Source organism: Methanohalophilus sp. WG1-DM (assembly GCF_004104135.1).
GTDB lineage: Archaea > Halobacteriota > Methanosarcinia > Methanosarcinales > Methanosarcinaceae > Methanohalophilus > Methanohalophilus euhalobius.
The window spans coordinates 37,668-61,405 of record NZ_RRBA01000007.1 but is presented as its reverse complement, the minus strand read 5'-3'; the positions used below and the strand labels follow the sequence as shown (position 1 = coordinate 61,405).

Annotated in this window: 19 protein-coding genes, 2 tRNA genes, 1 pseudogene and 2 CRISPR repeat arrays (1 of these 24 only partly in view); of the genes and pseudogenes, 12 read left to right on the top strand and 10 right to left on the bottom strand. The window is 39.9% G+C overall.

What is annotated here, in order from left to right; genetic code table 11:
- A CRISPR array of direct repeats spans positions 1–177; the repeat unit is 37 nt; unit sequence GTCAAAATTCAATATCCACTAAAACAAGGATTGAAAC (it extends 737 nt beyond the left edge of the window).
- A 200-nt stretch (positions 178–377) separates the two neighbouring features.
- The 3 genes from CI957_RS11085 to fae all read right to left on the bottom strand — a co-directional run bounded on the left by CI957_RS11085 (position 378) and on the right by fae (position 1,673).
- Positions 378–512 carry a hypothetical protein gene (locus tag CI957_RS11085; RefSeq protein ID WP_277749687.1) on the bottom strand — a complete coding sequence of 45 codons (135 nt, stop codon included), beginning with the start codon at positions 510–512 and terminating at the stop codon, positions 378–380.
- Between the two features lie 50 nt (positions 513–562).
- Complete coding sequence (locus CI957_RS06365) at positions 563–1,078, bottom strand: hypothetical protein (protein ID WP_096713053.1); 516 nt, start codon at positions 1,076–1,078, stop codon at positions 563–565.
- Positions 1,079–1,169: 91 nt separating this feature from the next.
- Positions 1,170–1,673 carry a formaldehyde-activating enzyme gene (gene fae / locus CI957_RS06360; RefSeq protein ID WP_096713052.1) on the bottom strand — a complete coding sequence of 168 codons (504 nt, stop codon included), beginning with the start codon at positions 1,671–1,673 and terminating at the stop codon, positions 1,170–1,172.
- Between the two features lie 148 nt (positions 1,674–1,821).
- On the opposite strand from fae, the gene CI957_RS06355 reads away from it, so the two are divergent.
- The 3 genes and pseudogenes from CI957_RS06355 (at position 1,822) to CI957_RS06345 (ending at position 9,250) form a co-directional block, all read left to right on the top strand.
- On the top strand, positions 1,822–2,232 hold the full coding sequence (locus tag CI957_RS06355) for a helix-turn-helix domain-containing protein (protein ID WP_096713051.1): 411 nt from the start codon (positions 1,822–1,824) through the stop codon (positions 2,230–2,232).
- Positions 2,233–2,257: 25 nt separating this feature from the next.
- A pseudogene (locus CI957_RS11220) lies at positions 2,258–2,611 on the top strand (transposase); the annotation flags it as partial.
- A 112-nt stretch (positions 2,612–2,723) separates the two neighbouring features.
- Positions 2,724–8,712: a CRISPR direct-repeat array (repeat unit 37 nt; unit sequence GTCAAAATTCAATATCCACTAAAACAAGGATTGAAAC).
- A gap of 28 nt (positions 8,713–8,740) precedes the next feature.
- Positions 8,741–9,250: a cupin domain-containing protein gene (locus CI957_RS06345; protein ID WP_128754495.1), complete on the top strand. Its 510-nt coding sequence runs from the start codon at positions 8,741–8,743 to the stop codon at positions 9,248–9,250.
- An 87-nt stretch (positions 9,251–9,337) separates the two neighbouring features.
- Here CI957_RS06345 and CI957_RS06340 read toward each other — a convergent pair whose 3' ends face one another.
- The 3 genes from CI957_RS06340 to CI957_RS06330 form a co-directional block, all read right to left on the bottom strand.
- Positions 9,338–9,937 carry a GNAT family N-acetyltransferase gene (locus CI957_RS06340; RefSeq protein ID WP_128754494.1) on the bottom strand — a complete coding sequence of 200 codons (600 nt, stop codon included), beginning with the start codon at positions 9,935–9,937 and terminating at the stop codon, positions 9,338–9,340.
- Positions 9,938–10,042: 105 nt separating this feature from the next.
- Positions 10,043–10,408, bottom strand: coding sequence for a DUF1641 domain-containing protein (locus tag CI957_RS06335; RefSeq protein WP_096713069.1), 366 nt, complete (start codon positions 10,406–10,408; stop codon positions 10,043–10,045).
- A 10-nt stretch (positions 10,409–10,418) separates the two neighbouring features.
- Positions 10,419–11,672 (bottom strand): NAD(P)/FAD-dependent oxidoreductase, encoded by a 1,254-nt coding sequence (locus tag CI957_RS06330; protein WP_241645962.1) that lies wholly within the window; start codon positions 11,670–11,672, stop codon positions 10,419–10,421.
- A 404-nt stretch (positions 11,673–12,076) separates the two neighbouring features.
- On the opposite strand from CI957_RS06330, the gene CI957_RS06325 reads away from it, so the two are divergent.
- Positions 12,077–12,517 (top strand): universal stress protein, encoded by a 441-nt coding sequence (locus tag CI957_RS06325; RefSeq protein ID WP_128754493.1) that lies wholly within the window; start codon positions 12,077–12,079, stop codon positions 12,515–12,517.
- A gap of 2 nt (positions 12,518–12,519) precedes the next feature.
- On the opposite strand, the gene CI957_RS06320 is transcribed toward CI957_RS06325, so the two are convergent.
- The 4 genes from CI957_RS06320 to CI957_RS06300 form a co-directional block, all read right to left on the bottom strand.
- Positions 12,520–12,726: a hypothetical protein gene (locus tag CI957_RS06320; RefSeq protein ID WP_128754492.1), complete on the bottom strand. Its 207-nt coding sequence runs from the start codon at positions 12,724–12,726 to the stop codon at positions 12,520–12,522.
- A gap of 9 nt (positions 12,727–12,735) precedes the next feature.
- Positions 12,736–13,977: a 3-isopropylmalate dehydratase large subunit gene (locus tag CI957_RS06315; RefSeq protein ID WP_128754491.1), complete on the bottom strand. Its 1,242-nt coding sequence runs from the start codon at positions 13,975–13,977 to the stop codon at positions 12,736–12,738.
- A 292-nt stretch (positions 13,978–14,269) separates the two neighbouring features.
- Positions 14,270–14,647: a transcriptional regulator gene (locus CI957_RS06305; RefSeq protein WP_128754490.1), complete on the bottom strand. Its 378-nt coding sequence runs from the start codon at positions 14,645–14,647 to the stop codon at positions 14,270–14,272.
- A gap of 160 nt (positions 14,648–14,807) precedes the next feature.
- A tRNA-Ile gene (locus CI957_RS06300) sits at positions 14,808–14,884 on the bottom strand.
- A 166-nt stretch (positions 14,885–15,050) separates the two neighbouring features.
- On the opposite strand from CI957_RS06300, the gene CI957_RS06295 reads away from it, so the two are divergent.
- From CI957_RS06295 to pylD, 8 genes are all read left to right on the top strand, one after another.
- Positions 15,051–15,124, top strand: a tRNA-Ala gene (locus CI957_RS06295).
- Positions 15,125–15,937: 813 nt separating this feature from the next.
- Positions 15,938–16,678, top strand: coding sequence for an ABC transporter ATP-binding protein (locus CI957_RS06290; protein ID WP_206631047.1), 741 nt, complete (start codon positions 15,938–15,940; stop codon positions 16,676–16,678).
- An 18-nt stretch (positions 16,679–16,696) separates the two neighbouring features.
- Positions 16,697–18,034 carry a COG1361 S-layer family protein gene (locus tag CI957_RS06285; RefSeq protein ID WP_123151370.1) on the top strand — a complete coding sequence of 446 codons (1,338 nt, stop codon included), beginning with the start codon at positions 16,697–16,699 and terminating at the stop codon, positions 18,032–18,034.
- Positions 18,031–19,269, top strand: a complete 1,239-nt coding sequence (locus CI957_RS06280; protein WP_128754489.1) for an ABC transporter permease — start codon at positions 18,031–18,033, stop codon at positions 19,267–19,269. The genes CI957_RS06285 and CI957_RS06280 overlap by 4 nt, the downstream gene beginning before the upstream one ends.
- Positions 19,270–19,561: 292 nt before the next feature.
- Positions 19,562–20,776 carry a pyrrolysine--tRNA(Pyl) ligase large subunit gene (gene pylSc / locus CI957_RS06275; RefSeq protein WP_128754488.1) on the top strand — a complete coding sequence of 405 codons (1,215 nt, stop codon included), beginning with the start codon at positions 19,562–19,564 and terminating at the stop codon, positions 20,774–20,776.
- 5 nt (positions 20,777–20,781) lie between these two features.
- Positions 20,782–21,834 carry a methylornithine synthase PylB gene (gene pylB, locus CI957_RS06270; RefSeq protein WP_394342261.1) on the top strand — a complete coding sequence of 351 codons (1,053 nt, stop codon included), beginning with the start codon at positions 20,782–20,784 and terminating at the stop codon, positions 21,832–21,834.
- 1 nt (position 21,835) lies between these two features.
- Positions 21,836–22,918: a 3-methylornithine--L-lysine ligase PylC gene (gene pylC, locus CI957_RS06265; protein WP_128754486.1), complete on the top strand. Its 1,083-nt coding sequence runs from the start codon at positions 21,836–21,838 to the stop codon at positions 22,916–22,918.
- Positions 22,919–22,931: 13 nt separating this feature from the next.
- Entirely contained in the window at positions 22,932–23,711 is a 780-nt protein-coding gene (gene pylD, locus CI957_RS06260; RefSeq protein ID WP_128754485.1) for a 3-methylornithyl-N6-L-lysine dehydrogenase PylD, read from the top strand.
- The last annotated feature ends 27 nt before the right edge of the window (positions 23,712–23,738 follow it).

Genomic DNA, 23,738 nt, shown 5'->3' with positions numbered 1-23,738 from the left:
AAATTCAATATCCACTAAAACAAGGATTGAAACATCAACCCTTTTATCGCATAGTTGCGGTTGCTGGTCAAAATTCAATATCCACTAAAACAAGGATTGAAACATTCCATTAACCAGGAAATAAACATACTGGAACGTATGTCAAAATTCAATATCCACTAAAACAAGGATTGAAACGCTAAGAGGAAGCTTGTATCCAAATATATTTCCGAGTATCAGGAAAACCATACGAAAGATGGCCTATGATCCGAAGGGATTTCTTAATTTTTTCTATTTTTGGCTTTGTAGAAATTTTCAATAATACAAAATATACAATCTTAACATACTGTCAAGATTGTGTATTAATACCTTGAATTTCACTTTTTTACCAGTGTACATCAAGCAAGTGTTCCACGTGTACCAACTGCTCCATCATTAATGGTTCCAAATGGAAGAAGATGGGGTTCTCTAAGGGTACGTTGCATTATATGAAGCGGAGGCAAGAAGTGGCAGTCGTTTGCTCTCATGCTCATGTAAGGGAGAGGTTAGAAGAGTTGGGGAGGGGCTGAATGAATCAAAACTCTTACTCATCAGATATAATTTCATCAGAAAAATTCTCATTTGTTTCTGTAAGGCATTCTGTTTCTTGAGAAGTTGTACAAAGACTGTGAATTAATTTTAATGTATAGATTAAATCAAAAAAACATAGACCTAAAAATCCATGGATTATAATCAATTTTATTGTTATGTTGTAAGTATTGCCAAATGGAATCGATGCAAAAGGAATTAACATAAGCGAGAAAAAGATTATGAAAAATCCAACCAACATTGAAAATGAAAAAACTGTTTCAAGATAATTTTTTTGATGTGAATACTTGATATTATCTTTATTGAAAGTATAAACAACCACCAGAACACTAACTATTGCTACAAAACTCTGCGCTACTGAACTAAAAAACCAATACCAAACATCATTGGTTATTAAAGAACCATTAAGCAATCCGCTATAGGATATAACGTACCCTGAAAGCGCAAATATCACTACATAAAAAACCAATCTGGCATAAATTCCATAAGAAATTTGATTGTTAATTTTCATGATAGCTCCTTAATTACTAATTAGAAAATTGATTTGTTGATTGAATTTAAAAATATAAGCATCCTGCGATTTTGCTCGCAGGAAGTCTTTTTTAAGCAAATGGGTGCTCTGCAGAGTCCTTCTTTGCAAGTGCCTCATCAACTGTTGGTGTTCCGTCGATAGCGCGCTTTATTGCAAGCTTTGTTGCTTCGTAGTTGAACTCGTAGATCTTTTCCTTGTCTGTTGCATCCCATTCGAGGAATACTGAAACAATGACAAGAAGGTTCTCTGCTTCTTCTTTTGGAATAACGCCGTCAGCTACACTGTCCATTACAGCTTTTGCAATAGCTGCCTGTGCAGGGCCGAACATCAGGGAAGCCTGGGTTACGTTCTTGATGGTAACCTTGTTCACCAGAAGTGTTGCTGGTTTTGGCATAACGTTTGGTTCAAGGACTGCAAGCAGTGGGGAATGACCCTGCTGTGGGTTTGCAAGTGCATTCATGAATGCATTCTCAACAGCACTTCCCTTTGTACCGATAACAAGATCGATGTGTGCAACTTCCGGTCCTTCACCAACTAATGCTTCGCCTACAAGACTATTTACTATCTTTGTCATATTATCTCCTCAATCAGAACTTCGCAGAAATGCGTTGTATGATATTTTATACATGGTACATTTCTACCGTTCCTTATTTTCACATCACCACATATCATGAGAACATATAAATACTTAATCTAACCATTTGGCAACCTGGTGAGAAATTATGGGAAACCTGGAACGCAGTCCTATAGACATAGCAATAAGACTAATAAGCAAGAAATGGACGCTCAACATCATCAGGGATATGTTCTGTGGGAAAAAGCAATTCAATGAATTCTTAAAAAGCAATCCAAAGCTTAGCAGTAAGGTACTGTCTACTAAATTGCGTCAGCTGGAGCAGGACGGGTTAATTGAAAAGATCATTGTGTCCAAGACACCGGTAACCATAGAATATCACCTGACCAGTAAAGGCAGGAACCTGAACAAAGTGCTTTATGAGCTATCAGGATTTGCATATAAGGAATGTGCGGACGAGTCCACTCCTGTATGCACAGAACACAGTTATGAGCTGACGAAAGAGTTGTTGAATATAGAGGATTTCGATAAACTCAGTCAACATTATACTAAAATATAAATAATATATAAATAAATTAAGTATTATGGACGATTTAACTGATTTTGCTCTTAATGAAGAATATAAACGTCTTCAATTGGTTGGTGACAGACTTGCTGAAATTGAATCATTGATCGATTGGAAACCTTTTCGACCAATCTTAGAATCGATGTATAAGAATAGAACAGCTTCAGGCGGCAGACCTGAAGCTGATGTTATTGTGATGTTCAAAATGCTTGTTCTGCAGCAATGGCATGGTTTATCTGATCCAGAACTTGAAAGACAATGTATTGACAGAATATCATTTAGAAAATTCCTAGGATTTCCTGAATATGTACCAGACAATACAACTGTCTGGTCATTCAGAAAGAGAATTATTGATAATGGGAAAGAGAAGCAAATATGGAATGAGATGCAGAGACAGCTCAATGCTCTTGGTTTGGAAATCAAAAAAGGAACGATCCAGGATGCAACTTTCATTCACTCTAACCCTGGTCATGCTAAAGCTGACACACCCAGAGGAGAGGATGCTAAAACAACGAGAAGCAGAGATGGAACCTGGGTGAAAAAAGGAGGTAAATGTCAAAATTCAATATCCACTAAAACAAGGATTGAAACTAAGCAAGTCTGTGAAAGAATGCCCGGTCGATACAGGTGTCAAAATTCAATATCCACTAAAACAAGGATTGAAACCTTTAAGGGTAGCCGTGAACTGCACCTGTCCATCTATGGTCAAAATTCAATATCCACTAAAACAAGGATTGAAACCCATACACATCCTCAAAGTCTGCCATTGCGTTGAAATGTCAAAATTCAATATCCACTAAAACAAGGATTGAAACTGATCGCACGGAGAATATAGACAAAACCGGGGTAAAGTCAAAATTCAATATCCACTAAAACAAGGATTGAAACTTCAGCGTTTTCTCCTTGCCATCCAGTTTGGCGATAGCGTCAAAATTCAATATCCACTAAAACAAGGATTGAAACGTATCAAATGGGATACTGCAAGTAGTTCACCTTCACGTCAAAATTCAATATCCACTAAAACAAGGATTGAAACCTACTCAAAAAGAGGGCGGACTACTCTATATTAGAACGTCAAAATTCAATATCCACTAAAACAAGGATTGAAACATCTAGAAATAGAGATCGGGAAATGATAACCATGTCGTCAAAATTCAATATCCACTAAAACAAGGATTGAAACAAAAACACCATGACAGGAATAAAAAAGCCCCTGATCTGTCAAAATTCAATATCCACTAAAACAAGGATTGAAACTCCCCTGGCGCCTATGGGGGATTGTTGCTTATTGCTTGGCGGGTCAAAATTCAATATCCACTAAAACAAGGATTGAAACAATATTGGCAGAAGATGCATGATGAGACCACAGTATGTGTCAAAATTCAATATCCACTAAAACAAGGATTGAAACAAGGCTCGCCCTGGGTGATCTCATGAATAGCCGCGTCAAAATTCAATATCCACTAAAACAAGGATTGAAACCTAACACTTGTACACATAATGTGTACCAAGATGGTGTCAAAATTCAATATCCACTAAAACAAGGATTGAAACAGCATGGTCTAAGGTTAGTCTTAAGCATGGTCTAAGGGTCAAAATTCAATATCCACTAAAACAAGGATTGAAACTATTCAAGGAGGAGATTCTGTATTAGGTAGGTTTGAGTCAAAATTCAATATCCACTAAAACAAGGATTGAAACCCTACGGTGACAATGCTCGTGGTGATGGACTTGACTGTCAAAATTCAATATCCACTAAAACAAGGATTGAAACTATTATATAGATGATACATTATCATAGTATCGCCTCCGTCAAAATTCAATATCCACTAAAACAAGGATTGAAACATCATGAATGGAATTAAAGAACATGGAATTAAGCTGTCAAAATTCAATATCCACTAAAACAAGGATTGAAACATAAAAAAGTTGACGAGATGTCTAAAAATCCAACGTGTCAAAATTCAATATCCACTAAAACAAGGATTGAAACTTAACCACCTCATGCATGAACAGTGAGGAAAAAAATCGTCAAAATTCAATATCCACTAAAACAAGGATTGAAACAATTAACATCTTTCTCAATTTTCACACCAACACGTTGTCAAAATTCAATATCCACTAAAACAAGGATTGAAACAAATTCTCTATCCATGTTATAGTACCTATTTGGCATAAGTCAAAATTCAATATCCACTAAAACAAGGATTGAAACATGATTGCAAGGGTGCATGAGTTTGGTGTAGATATAGTCAAAATTCAATATCCACTAAAACAAGGATTGAAACAGATAGAATGTGGTAGAAGGAAGGCTAAGGAGATGTGTGGTCAAAATTCAATATCCACTAAAACAAGGATTGAAACTACTTTCATCAGATTGGACACCATTGATGAGATGCAGTCAAAATTCAATATCCACTAAAACAAGGATTGAAACTAGTTATGCATTTATTCGGCCTCCTCTATATATGCGTCAAAATTCAATATCCACTAAAACAAGGATTGAAACCAATTACAGAACAAATTAATGATAAAGTCAGCAATATGGTCAAAATTCAATATCCACTAAAACAAGGATTGAAACTGAATGTGTCAAGTTCTTTTGACAAACTCATAATCTCGTCAAAATTCAATATCCACTAAAACAAGGATTGAAACAATTAGACATAGTTGTAGGGTTGTGGTAAAGTTTGAGTCAAAATTCAATATCCACTAAAACAAGGATTGAAACATTAGTATTATCCGCAGGTTGCATAAGCAAAAGCATTATGTCAAAATTCAATATCCACTAAAACAAGGATTGAAACACATAATCAGACACATATAGACAGATACAGACAGATTGTCAAAATTCAATATCCACTAAAACAAGGATTGAAACATTATCACTGTCACTCCGTCTGTACTTGTATATTCCTGTCAAAATTCAATATCCACTAAAACAAGGATTGAAACCCCAACAAGCAACTGCTCTGCAAAAACAACTAGAATGTCAAAATTCAATATCCACTAAAACAAGGATTGAAACCACGATATTCAGCATCTACGGCATTGTACCCAATGGTCAAAATTCAATATCCACTAAAACAAGGATTGAAACTTTGTCGGAATCGGAATCTAAAGAAGCAACTAATTTGTCAAAATTCAATATCCACTAAAACAAGGATTGAAACATTATCACTGTCACTCCGTCTGTACTTGTATATTCGTCAAAATTCAATATCCACTAAAACAAGGATTGAAACTCAGGCTACTCGGACTCCAGTAATCCGCTACAAGTTGTCAAAATTCAATATCCACTAAAACAAGGATTGAAACATTCTCAGATTTCCAATAATATTTGGATTCGTCAGACGTCAAAATTCAATATCCACTAAAACAAGGATTGAAACTAAGGAACATCCAATACATCTTTTGCTTCTTTTATCAGTCAAAATTCAATATCCACTAAAACAAGGATTGAAACATTATAGGTACATCAGCAATAAATGCTTATGAAACATGTCAAAATTCAATATCCACTAAAACAAGGATTGAAACCTAAATCATATCCTGTATTACCTGTATAAAGTATTTCGTCAAAATTCAATATCCACTAAAACAAGGATTGAAACCCCAATATAATATTAGAACCATCTGGTGCTCTAAAGTCAAAATTCAATATCCACTAAAACAAGGATTGAAACAGAAAAAATCTTATAATGATATTATACAGGATCTAAAGTCAAAATTCAATATCCACTAAAACAAGGATTGAAACAACAGTTGTCTGGTATAACAATTCCAGGGTATTCTAGTCAAAATTCAATATCCACTAAAACAAGGATTGAAACTGATAATAGAGGTATTGGACAAGTTGTTGCCACAATAGTCAAAATTCAATATCCACTAAAACAAGGATTGAAACAAAATAGGAAGAGGCATTGTAGATAAATCATCCGGGGTCAAAATTCAATATCCACTAAAACAAGGATTGAAACGGAGTTACAAGATCCTTGCAACCAATAGTAGACAAGTCAAAATTCAATATCCACTAAAACAAGGATTGAAACCCAAATTTTGTATAATTTAGAGCGTCCCTGGATGTAGTCAAAATTCAATATCCACTAAAACAAGGATTGAAACATACAGTATATGGAGGATGATGAAAATGAGTAATGTGTCAAAATTCAATATCCACTAAAACAAGGATTGAAACTGTGAATCAAAGAAATGACGGGCGTGGCGGTATTCGCGTCAAAATTCAATATCCACTAAAACAAGGATTGAAACACCAGTGTTGTCGCTGGTCAGGACTTGGCTGTTGTGTGTCAAAATTCAATATCCACTAAAACAAGGATTGAAACCCAAGTATTCTGGGTTCTCAATAATATAGTCCTGGAGTCAAAATTCAATATCCACTAAAACAAGGATTGAAACTATTCTTTTCTTTGATTGCTCTTCATGAAAATTCAAGTCAAAATTCAATATCCACTAAAACAAGGATTGAAACCCTTCGGGACCCAGTCACCATTCCCATTGGTATATCGTCAAAATTCAATATCCACTAAAACAAGGATTGAAACGATATCGTCCCTTTCTCAGGAACCATGTGGTTGACGTCAAAATTCAATATCCACTAAAACAAGGATTGAAACCAGTATTGCCGGTATTGTTGACTCTGGCCACATCAAGTCAAAATTCAATATCCACTAAAACAAGGATTGAAACCATGCTTTCCAGAAACCGATCTACCTGTGGAGTCAGGTCAAAATTCAATATCCACTAAAACAAGGATTGAAACCCCGGGCAGAGAAGGAGTTGAGAAAGACTTCTTCTAGTCAAAATTCAATATCCACTAAAACAAGGATTGAAACTACCGAAGCCTTTGGGTTCTGTGACTCTGACGAGTCTGGTCAAAATTCAATATCCACTAAAACAAGGATTGAAACGAGATCTTCCCTTTCTCTGGGACCATGTGGTTGAGTCAAAATTCAATATCCACTAAAACAAGGATTGAAACTACATTGAGAAGTTTCCATCTTCAACGTATTCATAGTCAAAATTCAATATCCACTAAAACAAGGATTGAAACTGTTAGGCTTGAAGGGTTCGACCCTGATACGGGTGCAAGTCAAAATTCAATATCCACTAAAACAAGGATTGAAACTATTGTTATATAAGAGTGTATCAAATTGTAGGTGATTGTCAAAATTCAATATCCACTAAAACAAGGATTGAAACTACTCTGATTTTATTTTATGGATCGCCTTTCCTGCACGTCAAAATTCAATATCCACTAAAACAAGGATTGAAACATGTGTATAGAAAAATAGGACAATCAGATGCAAGTTGTCAAAATTCAATATCCACTAAAACAAGGATTGAAACCTTGCTGTGAATGTGCTCGCTGTAATTGTGTCATATTGTCAAAATTCAATATCCACTAAAACAAGGATTGAAACAATGCCCTACCTGAAATCAAAATGCCTGACATTACCGTGGTCAAAATTCAATATCCACTAAAACAAGGATTGAAACTTATAGGTATCAATTGTCATGGGGCGGCCCTTCGGAGTCAAAATTCAATATCCACTAAAACAAGGATTGAAACTCATATTGTTATATCTTTTCTGCATATTTTCTTATTGTCAAAATTCAATATCCACTAAAACAAGGATTGAAACATATCAATATCAAAAAAGGAAATAGGGTTAAATTGTGTCAAAATTCAATATCCACTAAAACAAGGATTGAAACAATATCAGTAGCAAGCGGAGCATATCAGGCAAGTACGATGTCAAAATTCAATATCCACTAAAACAAGGATTGAAACATCTTGGATGTGTCCAGTTCAAAGTTTTTGTCAATGTCAAAATTCAATATCCACTAAAACAAGGATTGAAACCTTAGAACCTGTGATACAGATAGTAAGGTACTATTGTCAAAATTCAATATCCACTAAAACAAGGATTGAAACACATTCTTCTTATATCGTCCATTGCATCATCATGGCGTGTCAAAATTCAATATCCACTAAAACAAGGATTGAAACTATGTGGCTGAATATGTTAATAGCACCGTTTATGTGGTCAAAATTCAATATCCACTAAAACAAGGATTGAAACAAATCTTATGCACAGTATCGCTGGCTATTGGTTTATGTCAAAATTCAATATCCACTAAAACAAGGATTGAAACCTCAATAGGATTTGCTACAAGAGGTTGTTTCCGAAAGTCAAAATTCAATATCCACTAAAACAAGGATTGAAACTAAAAGATCAAAAAAAATTAGTATGGTTCGGGAAGATGTCAAAATTCAATATCCACTAAAACAAGGATTGAAACATTTTGCCCATCACGACCACCCATATACAGTAAGCATATGTCAAAATTCAATATCCACTAAAACAAGGATTGAAACCTGTGAAAAAACTTTCACAGAAGAATTCAAACTAGTCAAAATTCAATATCCACTAAAACAAGGGTTATAAAGTACCTTAATACAATTCAGGAGATAACCATGAACAACGCTGATGAAATCATAAAATACCTTGATATGAGCAAGCACCCCGAAGGTGGGTTTTTTAAAGAAACATACAGATCCGGGGAAACCATCAAACACCAATACCTACCGAAAAGATTTACTATAGATCATGCGTTTTCCACGGCAATCTACTTTTTATTAAAACAAGGCGAATTTTCAGCACTTCACACAATAAAACAGGAAGAAATCTGGCATTTTTACAGTGGGGCACCCATTGACATACATATGATACATCCAAATGGTGATTATGAACCAATCCATCTTGGAAACGACATATTAAACGGTGAGATACCACAGGGTATTGTCCCTGCAGGTTCAGTCTTTGGTGCAACAGTGTGTGATAATTCCAAATATGACTATTCACTTGTGGGATGTACGGTTGCACCGGGTTTTGAATTTGAGGACTTTACACTACATAAGAAAGATGAATTACTGGAAAGATTTGCCCAGCACAGGGAGTTAATTGAATCATTGACAAGGGAATAAAACCCCTCTTGTTTGTCCCTTAGTCAATTCGTGAAGATAATGATATTTTAAGATTAGTCACTCTTTCCTATTTTTTATTATTTACCATTATTTAAAAAATCTTTTTTCTTTTTCCCCAATAACCTTCCCCAACTTTTGTACAACCTTTGGCTCCCCCCTATCCCTGTTCAAAGTATCAAGCATTAGTGCCATTCCAATAAGTAAAAAATCTGATAAACGATATTCAAAATTCGCAGAGGGGGTCGAAGTATCCGGACAGTGGAATACAGGTACATCATTGACATCCAGTCCATAATACATATGTTCCTCATCCGAGCCGATCATGCGAAAACCGCATGAAACATAGAACCTACCTGCAGCGTAGTGGTGTGGAGACCTATAGGAAGTAGTCACATAAACACGGCTGTATCCCTTATAACGGGCATGCTCAATGATGCAATTGACCAATATGTGGCCGTGCCCCCTGTTTTGCTGGCGGGAAAAAAGAAGCAATATATAGATAGCATCCCTGGCATCATATGCATAGGCTACAGCCCCTCCCCAGGAAAATCTGCGGGACTGCATTGCAAATTCGCAGTCATGGAAATAATCCAGCAGTGAGAAACTGTCATAGATTGCCCAGGAAGCATCGATAGCCTCCTTGCAACAGGCCACACGGCCGATGTCCCTGTCTTTGGCTAAATGCATAAAACACCTTAAAAGAAATTAGGAAGGCAGCAAGCATAAATGTTGTGGTGGAATAGCAAAATTGAAGTGAAAAAAGAAAGGAGGAAAACAGGAAAGAGCGGGAAATTAGTCTCCTATATCCTCCGAAGCCCTGCCAAGAGCTTTCAGGAATTCAATGGCTATCCCCAGCCCTTTCTGGAAATCCTCATCTCCCATCTCACGAAGTGCACCATACATCCCCACCTTTGGCGGGTTCATCAAAGCCCGATCCATATCAGGGTCCTGCATACTCCTTTCCAGTACATCCACAAGATCCGTACTGGCAACCCCGTTGAGCAGTTTTAGCAGGGGAGTCATCACATTCGCAACACCGTGGACCGTCTCATCATTTAAGTAACTCTGCATGATACGGGCAGTCCTGACAATATCCAGGAAGGCGTCGATGTCTGCCTGTGTCATTCCTATATTAACATTCTCTATATCTTCAGCCATACCAATCACCTCACATCAATGCCTTAATACTCATGTCCCAGTGCAGGTAGTAATACATCCGGTACAGATACCAGCCAAGCTGAGTGGTATCGAACGATTGGGGCGGGTTATTGTAACTCCAGGTTGCAATGTATGCTCTACCGGCATGGGCATCAGAGGCCATGTCTGTAATTATCGGGCAACCGGTCTCACCCTTGTACTTCGATTTGATATTGTTGCCATTGATCGTATTGATAAGATTGTGGGATACCACCTGTGCCTGATAGTGCGCACCAATTCCCGTTTTCATGATATCGGCCGGACCATTGTCCCCCACAACATACACATTATCCTTATCCCCGACAGGACCACGATATTGTAATGTTGTTTTATCCGCGGCAATCCACCCTTTTTCATCTGTAAGACCCGAATCCAGTACAGCCTGTTGTGGTTTGTGGGGAGGAACCGTGATAAGCAGGTCATAGTTTTCCTGTCTGCCATCGGTAGATTCAACCATCTTGTTTGCAGCATCAACCTTACCAAGCTGGAACTGCCTGATATCCTCGATTCCTTTTTCTTCAAGACGACCGGTAACCAGTTTGTTAAACTCCGGCGGACCTATTGGTTCCATGGGCCAGAGAAGCGTCAGCTGCACATCATCCCTGATATTGCGTATATCTCTCAGGTAACTCTCCAGCAAAAAGGAGAATTTTACCGGCGCACCGGGGCAGGGTATCGGCATCCTGGAAACCGAAACCACTATCCTGCCACCTTTGAAATTGCGGATAAGCTCCCCTACTTCCAGGGCATCATCCATAGATGTATAGAATGTATTCAGATCATCTTCAAGACCCTGCACACCGGAAGCATCCGGTCTTGCACCCATTGCGATCACAAGATGATCATAGGAATACTTTGTACCGGATTTGGTCGTTACCTGTTGCCTGTTCAGGTCAATATCCGTGACTTCACCCTGATCACCAAAACGACTCTGAATCCTGGGACTCAGTGATTCTTTCCTGGGCCTGACCAGGTCCTCAGGGGTGTATAACCCAAAGGGCAGTAAAGTAAAACCACCCTGGTTAACTCCCATATCGTTCCTGTCAAGCACTGTAATTTCAAGTTCATCCTTTGCAATTTTACGCCTGAACTCACGGGCCAGTGTGTTTGCAATCACCGCACCCGCATAACCGGCTCCAAGTATCAGTACTCTTTCTTTCATGACAATCGCCTGTTGCAATATTACTACAGTACTGATATTGGATGCCAGCCCTATATAAATCAAATTAAGTACGGCTATCGTAACAAGAATATTAGAAGTACTGTGACCCAAATAGGAAATAAGTCCGTAACGGTGTTAATCGCCTCTGCAGGAAAATGCCTATAGGCAGACAGCACCGCAAATCATGAATAGGCAGATTTCAAATATTGATATAGTGAACAATCATGCCACCTGAAAAAGGGATTTTCCAGATTATAGTGTTGATCACTACAGTAATGGTATATGTTGCCATAATTAACCTGATATTTCAACATGGCGGGCGATAATATTCCTATTTATGCACCCGCTACACTGGTTGTAGCATTGCTGGGTTATGTGCTGGACGTACCTTTATTCGAAGATATATGAATGAGTAGCCTTCCAAATGTTAATATAACCTACCTTCATTATTATGTAGTGGGGATATAATGAATAATGTAAAAAAGATATTAATTGCAACAGATGGATCTGAACACTCCAAAAAGGCAGCTTCAGAAGGAATCGGGCTGGCAAAAATCTATGGAGCAAAGGTATTTGCAGTATACGTAATGAAAGAACTTTCATCAAAAACCCTTCCATATGGAGCAAGAATCACAAATTTTGACATCCCCCACGAAGACATAAAAAGAGAAGGACAACAAGCCCTTCAGTATGTGGAAGAACTGGGAAATCCTCAGGGAGTAGCTGTTGATACAGCTCTTTTGGCAGGTTATCCTGCAGAAGAAATACTGGATTTTGCAAAAGAAAATGAAATAGATATAATCGTTATGGGCTCACTGGGACGCACAGGTCTGGAGCGCTATCTTATGGGAAGCGTTTCTGAAAAGGTCCTCAGACATGCAAAAACAGCGGTAATGGTAATCCCTTGAAGTTATTCAAGGGATTCCAGTGCTTTTCTCAACATATCCGTTGATTGTTCCATTTCAGAAGAGGCAGCAGAAACATATTCTGCAGCTTGCTGGAACCCCGCATCCTCAAGCTGGGGAATCCATTTCTCAAAACTATCACAATGGTTTTCGTTGTGTTCTATCCAATGTTCAAGCAAATGTTTCAGTTTATCCCTGTTTATTTCTTCCATTGTACCATCTCATATATTACGCGGATCGGTAATCTCACCGTTTATAGCCGAAGCGGCAACCGTTGCTGGTGAAGCAAGATAGATGTAGCCACCTGTACCCATACGACCCCGGAAGTTACGGTTTGCAGTGGAAATACATACTTCACCTTCACCAATAACCCCCATGTGACCACCCAGACATGGACCGCATCCCGGAGTACCTATGGTAGCGCCTGCATCGAGGAATATCTCTATTAATCCTTTTCTTGCGGCTTCCTTCATAACCTGCCTGGAAGCCGGTATTACAATTGTCCTCACCGCAGCCTCGTTGCCTTTCAGCACTTCTGCTGCAGCCTCAAGGTCCTCCAGCCGGCCATTGGTACAGGTACCGATAAATGCCTGATCGATTTTTTTGTCTGCAATTTCTGACACACCACAAACGTTGTCCACCTCATGGGGACAGGCAACCTGCGGTTCAAGGGAGTTCACATCAATGTGATATTCGGCTACATAATCTGCATTCTCATCCGAATAAACAGGTTCATAATCACTGACTGCCCTGTCTTTCAGGTATTCAAATGTCGTTGCATCGGGAGGTACTATACCCGCCTTGGCACCCATTTCAATAGCCATATTGGAAAGGGTCATCCTGCCTGCCATGGAAAGTTCCTCTATGGCATTACCATAGAATTCAACCGCTTTGTAGGTCGCCCCGGAAGCGGTCACCTCACCGATGATCTTGAGGGTGAGGTCCTTGGCATAAACCCTCTCTCCCATTTTTCCTTCAGCTGCAACCTTAATGGATTCCGGTACACGGAACCAGAGTTTGCCGGATGCGAATATTTCGGCCATGTCCGTTGCCCCTACACCAGTACCGAAGGCACCGAAGGCACCATATGTACAGGAATGGGAATCAGCACCCACAATCAACTTGCCCGGCATTGCAAAACCCTTCTCAGGCAACACCTGATGACAGATGCCGTTGCCAATGTCATAGAAATTGTTTATGCCCTGCTGACGTACCCAGCCTCTGATATCCTTTTGCAGACCTGCCGTAGTATCGGAATTCGCTGGTGCCAGGTGATCAAAGGGAATCACTATACGTGAAGGATCCCATACCTTTTCAACTTCCATCTGTCGGAAAGAACGGACTGCCAGAATGCTGGTACCGTCGTGGGCCATTGCATAATCAATATCAGCTATCACAAAATCATTGGCCTTTGCCTTTTTGCCGGCTGCCCGGCTGAATATCTTCTCGCTGATAGTACTCAAAATTAAACACCTGTGAGATTCTTGAGAAAAATACGTTTTAACCCTGTATAGATGTTATGCACAATAACCTTTTCCGATACTCAAAGGTTCTCCAGAAAATCAGTCAGATCAACCGAATGTGTCTGAAAGCCACAAACCCTAAGAGGATCGCCACCCAGCGCCAGGGCCGTGAACTGGGCAATATTCATGTGAACCATATCGTACTCCTCGCCAAACTCCTTTTCTATAACAGGCTGATAACGATTTTAAAAAGGGGAACTAATGCAAAATCAGATGAAAAAAGAAATGCCAATCAGGAGAATTCTTTGAGGCGATTTATATTATCCAGTAGAATCTGGTTCTCTGAAAGGATTTCCTGTTCTATACTTTCTATAATGGATTCCATGGGTACTGCAAGTTTATAGACTTTGATAGGTCTTCCCTTGCCTTCATTGCGTTTAATTTCCTCATACTCAACCCAGCCTTTTTTCTTCAAGAGGAAATTCATAGCAATGCTCACTTCCGGCTGCCTTAGCTGTGACATTGATTCTATTTTCCGAGAGGAAACTTCTTCACCACATGAAAGACAGGCAAGTGTCCTTGCAACCGGTTTTGAAAGGTGTAGCCTCCTTAGCAGCTTTGCAATTTCTCTTTGATTTTCATTCATTGAAAATAGGTCATCTTCTTCCATGGAAACACCGATAAATAATTTGAATGGGACGTTCACCAGAGTATATAATATGCATATATGTACTTAATATTTATATTATCCATTCAATATATAAAGTTATGGAAGTACGGAAACTACCAGTTGCTCAATAGAAAACACGATTGTGCAAAAACAGATATGATGGTGGGCCCGCTGCGATTCGAACGCAGGACCTCACGGTTATCAGCCGTGCGCTCCACCAAGCTAAGCTACGGGCCCATTGGAACACGATTTGTCATCGCGCAACCACTCAAATACACACCCTTATACTTTAAGGTTTCGGCCAACCCCTGATTTGGCCAAAAATCGGTAAAATGCAATGAAAGGAGTTCGAATAATGCCGATAGGTTTATTAGTAATGATTGCAACTGTGAATTGCAAATGTGGGCCGGTAGATCAGCTCGGAAGATCGCTACCTTGGCATGGTAGAGGCCTCGGGTTCGAATCCCGACCGGTCCACTTAAATATTTTAGAAAATTTTAAATGTTCAATGTTTTTTTACTATAATCTTTATTAGAAGTAGGCCCACATAGAAACCCATACAAAAAGTTCTTTCAGTTAACGAGTAAATTTTATCTGTAAGGATTTAAAGACCATAGTGGCCCTATGTATGCCCTTTCTGTAGACTGAAATGGTCTTTTACGTCCCGCCCCACACATTGACACAGGCCGACAAAGACTAAATATTTTGTTATTTATTTCCTTCTTCACCTGTTGCATATGTTTGTTGACGAAAGTGGAGATTTGGGTTCACAATCAAACTTATTTGATTTTTGCTGCCTTATTGGTAAAAGATGAACTTCCACTTAAACGAATCATTAAAAAAATGAGAAGAAACAAATTCAAAAAGGAATTAAAAAACGGTTCTGTAGAAACCCTTTCCTCTAACTTCCACTAATACATTATCATTTTTATTTTGGAATGAAATTAATGATGCTCTTTTCATATCAAATATTCCCGGTAATTCCAGATATAAGTTATATGTATTATAGTGCCTTTGCCTTATTAAATCATTATCATGCCTCAGATAAGTTTTAAAGTGATTTAAAATCTTCTATTTTGTCTTTAATTGCTTAATAAACCTTCATTATTTCATAAATACCCTTTTCTGATCTTTTAAAATAAGTATGTTTATATTTATGACTGTTCATATGAGATTGCCTGGTCTTAGAGAAGACAGGCAAATACACCACCCAACAATCACTCCAGATGAAAGTTTTCGCCTCATTTGTTTCATCTGGAAGTGATTGTTGTATTTTTTGTGAGGTGAATTATGGAAGAAAGCAAAGGAACTTATCCAGTAACACACCCGGTTCAATCCGCTTCTCTCATGCATCTAAGTGGAGTATGGAAAATCTACCAGATGGGAGATACCGAATTTGCAGCATTGAAAAATATTGATTTGGAGATTCAAACAGGAGAATTTGTTGTAATTCTGGGTCCAAGCGGCAGTGGTAAAAGTACAATAATGAATCTGTTGGGATGTCTGGATCTGCCAAATAAAGGAATCGTACAGTTAAACGGTAAAGACATATCTAAAATGCAGGAATCGGAGCTTGCACAGATCAGGGGGCAATTGATCGGTTTTATTTTTCAACAATTCAATCTCATTCCTATATTGAATGTTATTGAAAATGTTATGCTTCCTCTTGAGTTTCAGGAAGAGAATGCTGATTATTCATGGAAAAAAGCAGAAGAACTGCTTGAAATTGTAAATCTCTCTGATAAAAAATACAATTTGCCTTCTCAGTTATCAGGTGGGCAAAGGCAGAGAGTTGCAATAGCAAGGTCTCTGGCGGTGGATCCGATGGTAATTCTTGCAGATGAGCCCACCGGCAATCTGGACAGTACAACCGGTACTTATATCCTTGATTTTTTGAGTGAATTGCATAAAAAAGAGTCCAAGACAATAATTATGATCACACATGACCCGGAGCTTGCGGAATATGCAGATCGTGTTGTCCATATTCTGGATGGAACAATTGAAAGAATAGAGATAAGAAATAATAAGTAAAAGACGATGTGGTTTTTAATGAATAAGTTGGCATACTTTTCGTTTTTATTGATACTGTTAATCTTACCGGTAACTGCTTCAGCAGATATTTCTGCAAGCATTAGTGGTATTGAGGTAGATAAAGTAACCCAGAGCCCGGCTCCTGCAAGACCAGGTGAGACAGTAGAACTCTCCCTGAGTATCCAGAATGTAGGAGATGAAGACCTTTCAGATATAGTAGTTTCATTGGACCCGGAGTATCCTTTTACAAGTATATCGGGACAATCCCTGACAAAAAGAATCTCTTTTCTGGAAGCCCGGCAGGATGAGGAAGACGGAACCATTCTCAAGTTCATCCTAAAAGTTGACCCTGATGTTGCAGAAGACACCTATGATATTGATGTGGTAGTAAAGGATAGCGGAAGCGATGCAAGAAAAAGAACACCTATAAATATCGACATTCAAGGTAAGGAATATGCCCAGGTTGTGACGATAAGTGAGTCAAATATAGATCTTGCAACTGTGGAACCTCTTGAATTTGTTATTACAAATACAGGTGATGCACCGATTAAAAACATGGAATTTTCCTGGAAAGAACCGACAGGAGTTGTATTACCTGTATACTCATCAACAAGCAAGTATATTAAATATTTAGGCGTGGGTGAATCTGCCAATGTGTCATATTCTGTGATGGCTGATGTAAATGCCGATCCCGGATTATATCAGCTTGATATTACACTGCAATTCCAAGATTATGATGGTGATAATTCCACCATACAGACCAAAGCGGGTATCTTCGTAGGCGGAAAAACAGATTTTGATCTGAGTTATTCCGAGAGTGACGGAGGGGAGGTTTCCCTTTCTCTTGCAAATATCGGTAATAATGAAGCCTATTCTGTAAAACTCTCGATACCTAAACAGGATAACTTTGTAACTACAGGAAGCAGTTCATCGATTGTTGGTAACCTTGAAAAGGGTGACTATACTGTTACTTCCTTCTCCATATCCAGGACAGGTGCAATGGCTTCAGATGCCGAAGTGACAGCAGAAGACGGTGAAGCTATGCAGCAGCAAGGAGACTCTGCCAATGAACTTCTGGTTCTCATAGAATATACTGATACCACCGGTCAGAGGCTTTCTGTTGAAAAGGCAGTTCAAATTGAAGACCTTACTTCAGGTACTATGGGCACAGCAGGGTCTAAGGGACCGGGTCAAACAGGAAGTAATACTTATCTGTATGCTGTTGCCCTGATTCTTATTGCTGGTGGTCTTGTATTTTACAGAAAGAAAAAAATGGAGAAAGAAGGTAATTGTGAACCCATCGGGGTACAGCTGAGAATGCTAAAAGGCAAGATCTTGGGAAAGGATAAAGAATGAGACTAAGTACCTGTTTCAAACTTGCTTTGAATATTTTAATACACAGCAAGCTCAGAAGCTGGCTTACTATAATAGGTATTGTTATCGGTGTGGGTTCTGTTGTTACGATTATGGCACTAAGTGACAGCATGTCTGCAGAGATGGAAGGACAATTTGCAGACATGGATCTCACAACAATCCAGGTAACTCCGGGATATACGAAAGCTTCTTCGGGTGGAGGACCACCGAGACCGGGGGGCATGGGTGGCTCCTTTTCTTCTGATGCAGAGCTTACTGATAGGGATATACGCGCGATGAAGTTAATTGAAAACATCGACTACATCTATGGTCAGGTCTATGGAAGAGATATGGATGTTTATTTTATGGGGGAGACGGCGGAACTTTCCGTAACAGGTGTTGATTCGCAGGTCTGGCAATATACTGTAACCTATGACATGGAATCCGGCAGGCTACTTGAAGCTGCGGATAATAATGTTGTAGTTATAGGCTACGGTGTAGCTCACCAAATATTTGATCAGGAGATAGGTCTTAACCGTGCACTTACAATTGAAGGCAAAAACTTCAGGGTCGTGGGTGTGCTGGATGAAGGTGAAAGTGACAATTCGATCATAATGCCAATAGATTCAGCCGTGGATATAATAGATGATGCTGAAGAAGATGTCTATGATACAATTATAGTCAAAGCCTCTGATACCAAACATGTAGAAACAATAGTCAATACTATCGAAGAAAAGCTTATGATATCCCGTCATATCGCAAATGAGGATGATAGAGATTTCAGTGTTTCTTATTCCCTTTCAATGGCAGATACTGCAACTGAGATAATGGATTCAATTACTATGTTTCTGGGAGCCATAGCGGGAGTTTCCCTTTTGGTAGGTTCTGTGGGAATTGCAAACACCATGTTTACGTCTGTGATGGAGAGAACTAAGGATATAGGTACCATGAAAGCCATAGGCGCTAAGAACAGGGATATTATGATGATATTTTTGATTAATTCCGCACTGGTAGGCTTTGTTGGTGGGGTGCTTGGTATCCTGCTGAGCTTTGTACTTACAGCACTCATGCCGATGCTTGGAATATCTATGATGAGATCTTCCATGGGTATGGCAGTAGCTCCCGATCTTATAGGAATGGGAATCGGCATTGCAGTGTTTGTAGGTATCATATCGGGAGTGGTTCCTGCTTATAATGCATCGAGAATGAAACCAGTAGATGCCCTCAGGTATGAATGAAGTCTTTGGTATATATGAGGCGCAGAGCTTCATATATTTATTAGGCATTGTTAGGCACTGTTATTCCCATCACACACCCATAAATTTAAATACAAATTCTAAGAAATAAAGCAGATTATCATGTGGAAACCTGATCAGGTAGATCAAATGGACTCTAGATCCATTCAGCCGGGTTAGATTCCCGGGGTTTCCGCCAGTAAAATAGAAAGTGACGGTCTGGATATGTTGCAAAATTAGACGCCTCAGCAAATGTAGATATCAGAAGTCGCCCCTATAGCCGGAGCAATCCCCTATGGAAAGGAAACCACTAGATTTACTTATAGACACCAACGGAGTGTGGCTCTCAAGGAATGGGTTACTTCATGGTGTAAAGAACTTTGAGGTGTCGAGGAACCATATTCATATCACTACTGACTGCGGAAGCCGCTTTACAGTACGTAATTCCAGAAGAAGTCGCTCTGCAAGGGCGCTACGCAACAATAAATATCGCAAAGCATGCAAAAACTGCAAACTTTCCGATGAGCGTATTACTCGTTTTGTCACAAAAGATTTCGGCAGGGGAAGCCAGGCACGCGTTGTCACAGCTTCAAAAACAAAAAAGAACAAACCTCCAGAGGCAGCAGTGGTTAAAGCTGTTTCCAGCAAGGCAAATGAAATGCCGCCTGTTGCAGAGACAAAAAAAGAAAAGCCTGTAAAACCGGATTACACGCCTGCCCAGAAAAAAAGAATTACAACACTGCTTAGCCCTGCAGATGACTTTAGTTCAGTAAAAGAACTCCCGCCCTTCAAGGAGCTGGAGACAGAACTTGTCAAAAAGAGAAAGCAAGATCTGCGTCATATGTATGAGAAGGACCGCAGACATCAGCTGGCCCAGCTTGAAAGGGATATTTCCCTCTTTTTAATAGAAAAGGGGTTCATGGAAGTACGCACTTCAATCATGATCCCGGCTAAATTCATTGAAAGAATGGGAATCACAGAAGAGGATCCCCTCTACAAACAGATATTCCGGGTGGATAATAACACATGTCTGCGGCCCATGCTTGCCCCGGGATTATACAATTACCTGCACAATTTTGATAACATAATGCCCGACCCCCTCAAGATATTCGAGATAGGCACCTGCTACAGGAAGGAATCCGACGGCAAGGAGCATCTTGAAGAGTTTACAATGATTAATTTTTGCCAGATGGGCTCGGGATGCACAAGAGAAAATCTGCTGAAAATTATTGATGAATTGCTAAAATATCTGAAAATCGATTATGAGGTAATCGCGGATAATTGCATGGTGTATGGAAATACAATTGACATAATGCACGCAGACATGGAAATATCTTCAGCCGTTGTGGGACCCATTCCACAGGACCTCGACTGGGGAGTGAACAAACCCTGGATGGGTGCAGGAATGGGACTTGAAAGATTGCTCAAGGTAAAGCACAAGTACACAAACATCAAGCGTTCAAGCAGGTCTATATCATACTATAATGGAATTACAACCAATCTCAGGTGAATAATTTGTTTGAAAACATGGACAATGAACAGCTGGACAAGTTTGCATCCTCAATAAATAAAGAATACCAGCTCAAGGACCAGGAGATAAGAGACCTGCTGGCCATAGAGGATGAAGAAGAGATGCAGAAGTTGTTCCATGTGGCACGCATGGTCCGTGATAACTTTTTTGGAAACAAGGTATTCCTGTACAGTTTTGTGTATTTTTCAACATATTGTAAGAATCAGTGTTCCTTTTGCTATTATAATTGTAAGAACAATATCCACCGCTACAGGCTCACTCCCGATGAGATCGAAAAGGTCTGCGAGGCACTTGAAAATGATCCAATCCACATGGTAGACCTGACAATGGGAGAGGATCCTTATTATCACGACCATCCAGAAAGACTGGTCAGTGCTGTGCGCAAAGTTAAGGACAAACTGGGCCTGCCTATCATGGTCTCCCCCGGAGTCGTGGGAAAAGATACTCTCAAGCAGATGTATGATAACGGGGCCAATTTCCTGGCATTGTACCAGGAAACCTATGACCAGGAATTATACAACAATCTCAGGGTAGGCCAGGTATACGACCAGAGAATAAACTGCCGCCAGGATGCAAAAGAAATTGGTTACTGTGTCGAAGACGGAATTCTCACAGAAATCGAAACAGAAGCCGAATCAACCCTCATATCCCTCAAAGGCCTGCGCAAATCAAACCCCGATATGGTCCGTGTAATGACATTTGTGCCCCAGGAAGGCACGCCACTGGAAGGCCGAGAACCGGGAAGCAGCAAATCAGAACTAAAAATCATATCGATTCTGAGACTCATGTTCCCGGATAGATTAATCCCTGCATCCCTTGACCTTGAAGGCATGGAAGGTATGGTTTACCGGCTGGATGCAGGAGCAAACGTTGTGACATCCATAATCCCTTCCGGCTCCACTCTGGAAGGTGTGGTTAACTATGACAGAGAACTGACAGAACGCAATCGTGATGCATGGAGTGTCGTAGAGAAACTTCAAAGTATGGGGATGGAACCGGCAAAACAGGAAGATTTCAATCAGATAGTAGGAAGGTAGAATGAAAACGATATGTCTGATTGGGGGCAAGTTGCAGGGCTTCGAGGTGGCTTATCTTGCCAGGAAATCCGGGATACAGGTACATCTGATCGACAGGAAAAACAAGCCTCTGATACGTAATAGTGTGGACAAGCATTTTTGCTTTGATATTACAGAAAAGCCGGAAAGGCTCATCGAATTATCCCGCCACTCAAATGCTATAATTCCGACAAATGAAAACCCTGGCACCCTTCTCTTTTTGAAAAAAATAGAACCAGAACTACATTGCCCTCTTCTTTTCGATTTTGCCGCTTATGATACCAGCATGCACAAAAAGCGTTCAAGGGAATATTTCAAATCGATCGACATACCCATCCCTTCAGATAAACCCCAATCCCCTCCTTATTTTGTGAAACCCCCATGCATGAGCAGCAGTAGGGGCGCGCGCATAATTGACAACGAAAGTGAACTGGCAGACATTGATGATTCGATGGTCATTGAAGAATATGTACCCGGACCGGTAGTTTCACTGGAAGTGGTGGGTGACGGGAACAATTTCATGATCGGTCAGCAGACACAGGTCCATATTGACCAGGAACATGATTGCCACCGGGTCACCCCGATGGAGACGGATGTAAATTTCAGGGAAATAACACACCTGCTGGCCAGCAATCTGTGCCTCAAAGGAATCATGGATGTGGAAGCAATACTCTCCCCAGAAGGAATCCGGGTTATTGAGATTGATGCACGGTTTCCCAGCCAGACACCTACCGTAGTATATCACAGTAGTGGTGTAAACCTGCTTGAATGGCTAATGGAAACTATTGCAGGAAATATAAGGGAAAACAAACCTCTACCTGTTGGCAAACAATGTAACTATGAGCACCTGATGGCATCTGATGGAAAACTTATCCCTGTTGGAGAACATGTGCTTTCAGGCGGTGATGACTACCGGCTATTCCATGAATCAAACGGGTTGGAAATATTCAAATGCAGTGGGGAAAAACCAACCTATACCCTGATATGCACTGGCACTACCCGGCATGAGATGTGTGACAAAAGAAAAAAAGCAATTCAACTTATCAAATCCGATATTAAGCAGTAAAAGGAGGATAAATATGGCACTACTTACACCACAAGATCTGGAAGGACTCACAAAACAGCTTGAGTACAATAACAATACTATCAAAAAAGCAACCGGAATGGACATTGCTGATATATGCAAAGAAATATACAGCACCACTCTTGACGGAGAAAAAGTAGGGATTGTGCCTATAACTTCCGGCAATGGGATCATTACCAATTTTTCGTCATCCCTGCTTACAATAACCGAATATTTCGGCCTTGATGGTGCCATAACCGAGCATCCTGACGTTACCGGCTACTATGAAGCTGTTTCCAGTGATGCCGATATAATACTTATGGCAGATGACCATATTTTTATTGCACATAATATGAGAAACGGCAAAATTGCAACCAATCATGTATGCACCGGAGTGGTTTACGCTGAAATCGCCTCCCGTTACAAATATGCTGACTCAAAAGATATACTTGTAATCGGCCTGGGAAGAGTGGGTTATGCCGGAGCACAACATCTTGTAAAAAGGAATTTCGATGTGTATGCCTATGACCCCGACCGGGAAACTATGGAAAAGGCTCGCAAGGAACTAGGCATCATACCCTATGATCCCGAAGAAGAACACAAGTTCTCCATGGTCCTGGAAGCTACACCAAACCCCAATACAATCTCTGAAGGCATGGTAGCAGAAAGATGCCTCATATCCACACCGGGAATTCCCTGTGGATTACCTGAAGACATTGGGGAAAGGAACGAAATCGACTTGGTAATGGAACCTCTGACGATTGGCGTGGCTTCGATGCTTTACGCGGTAATGTAAAGTAGAGAGCCCTCAAGAGCAAAACAA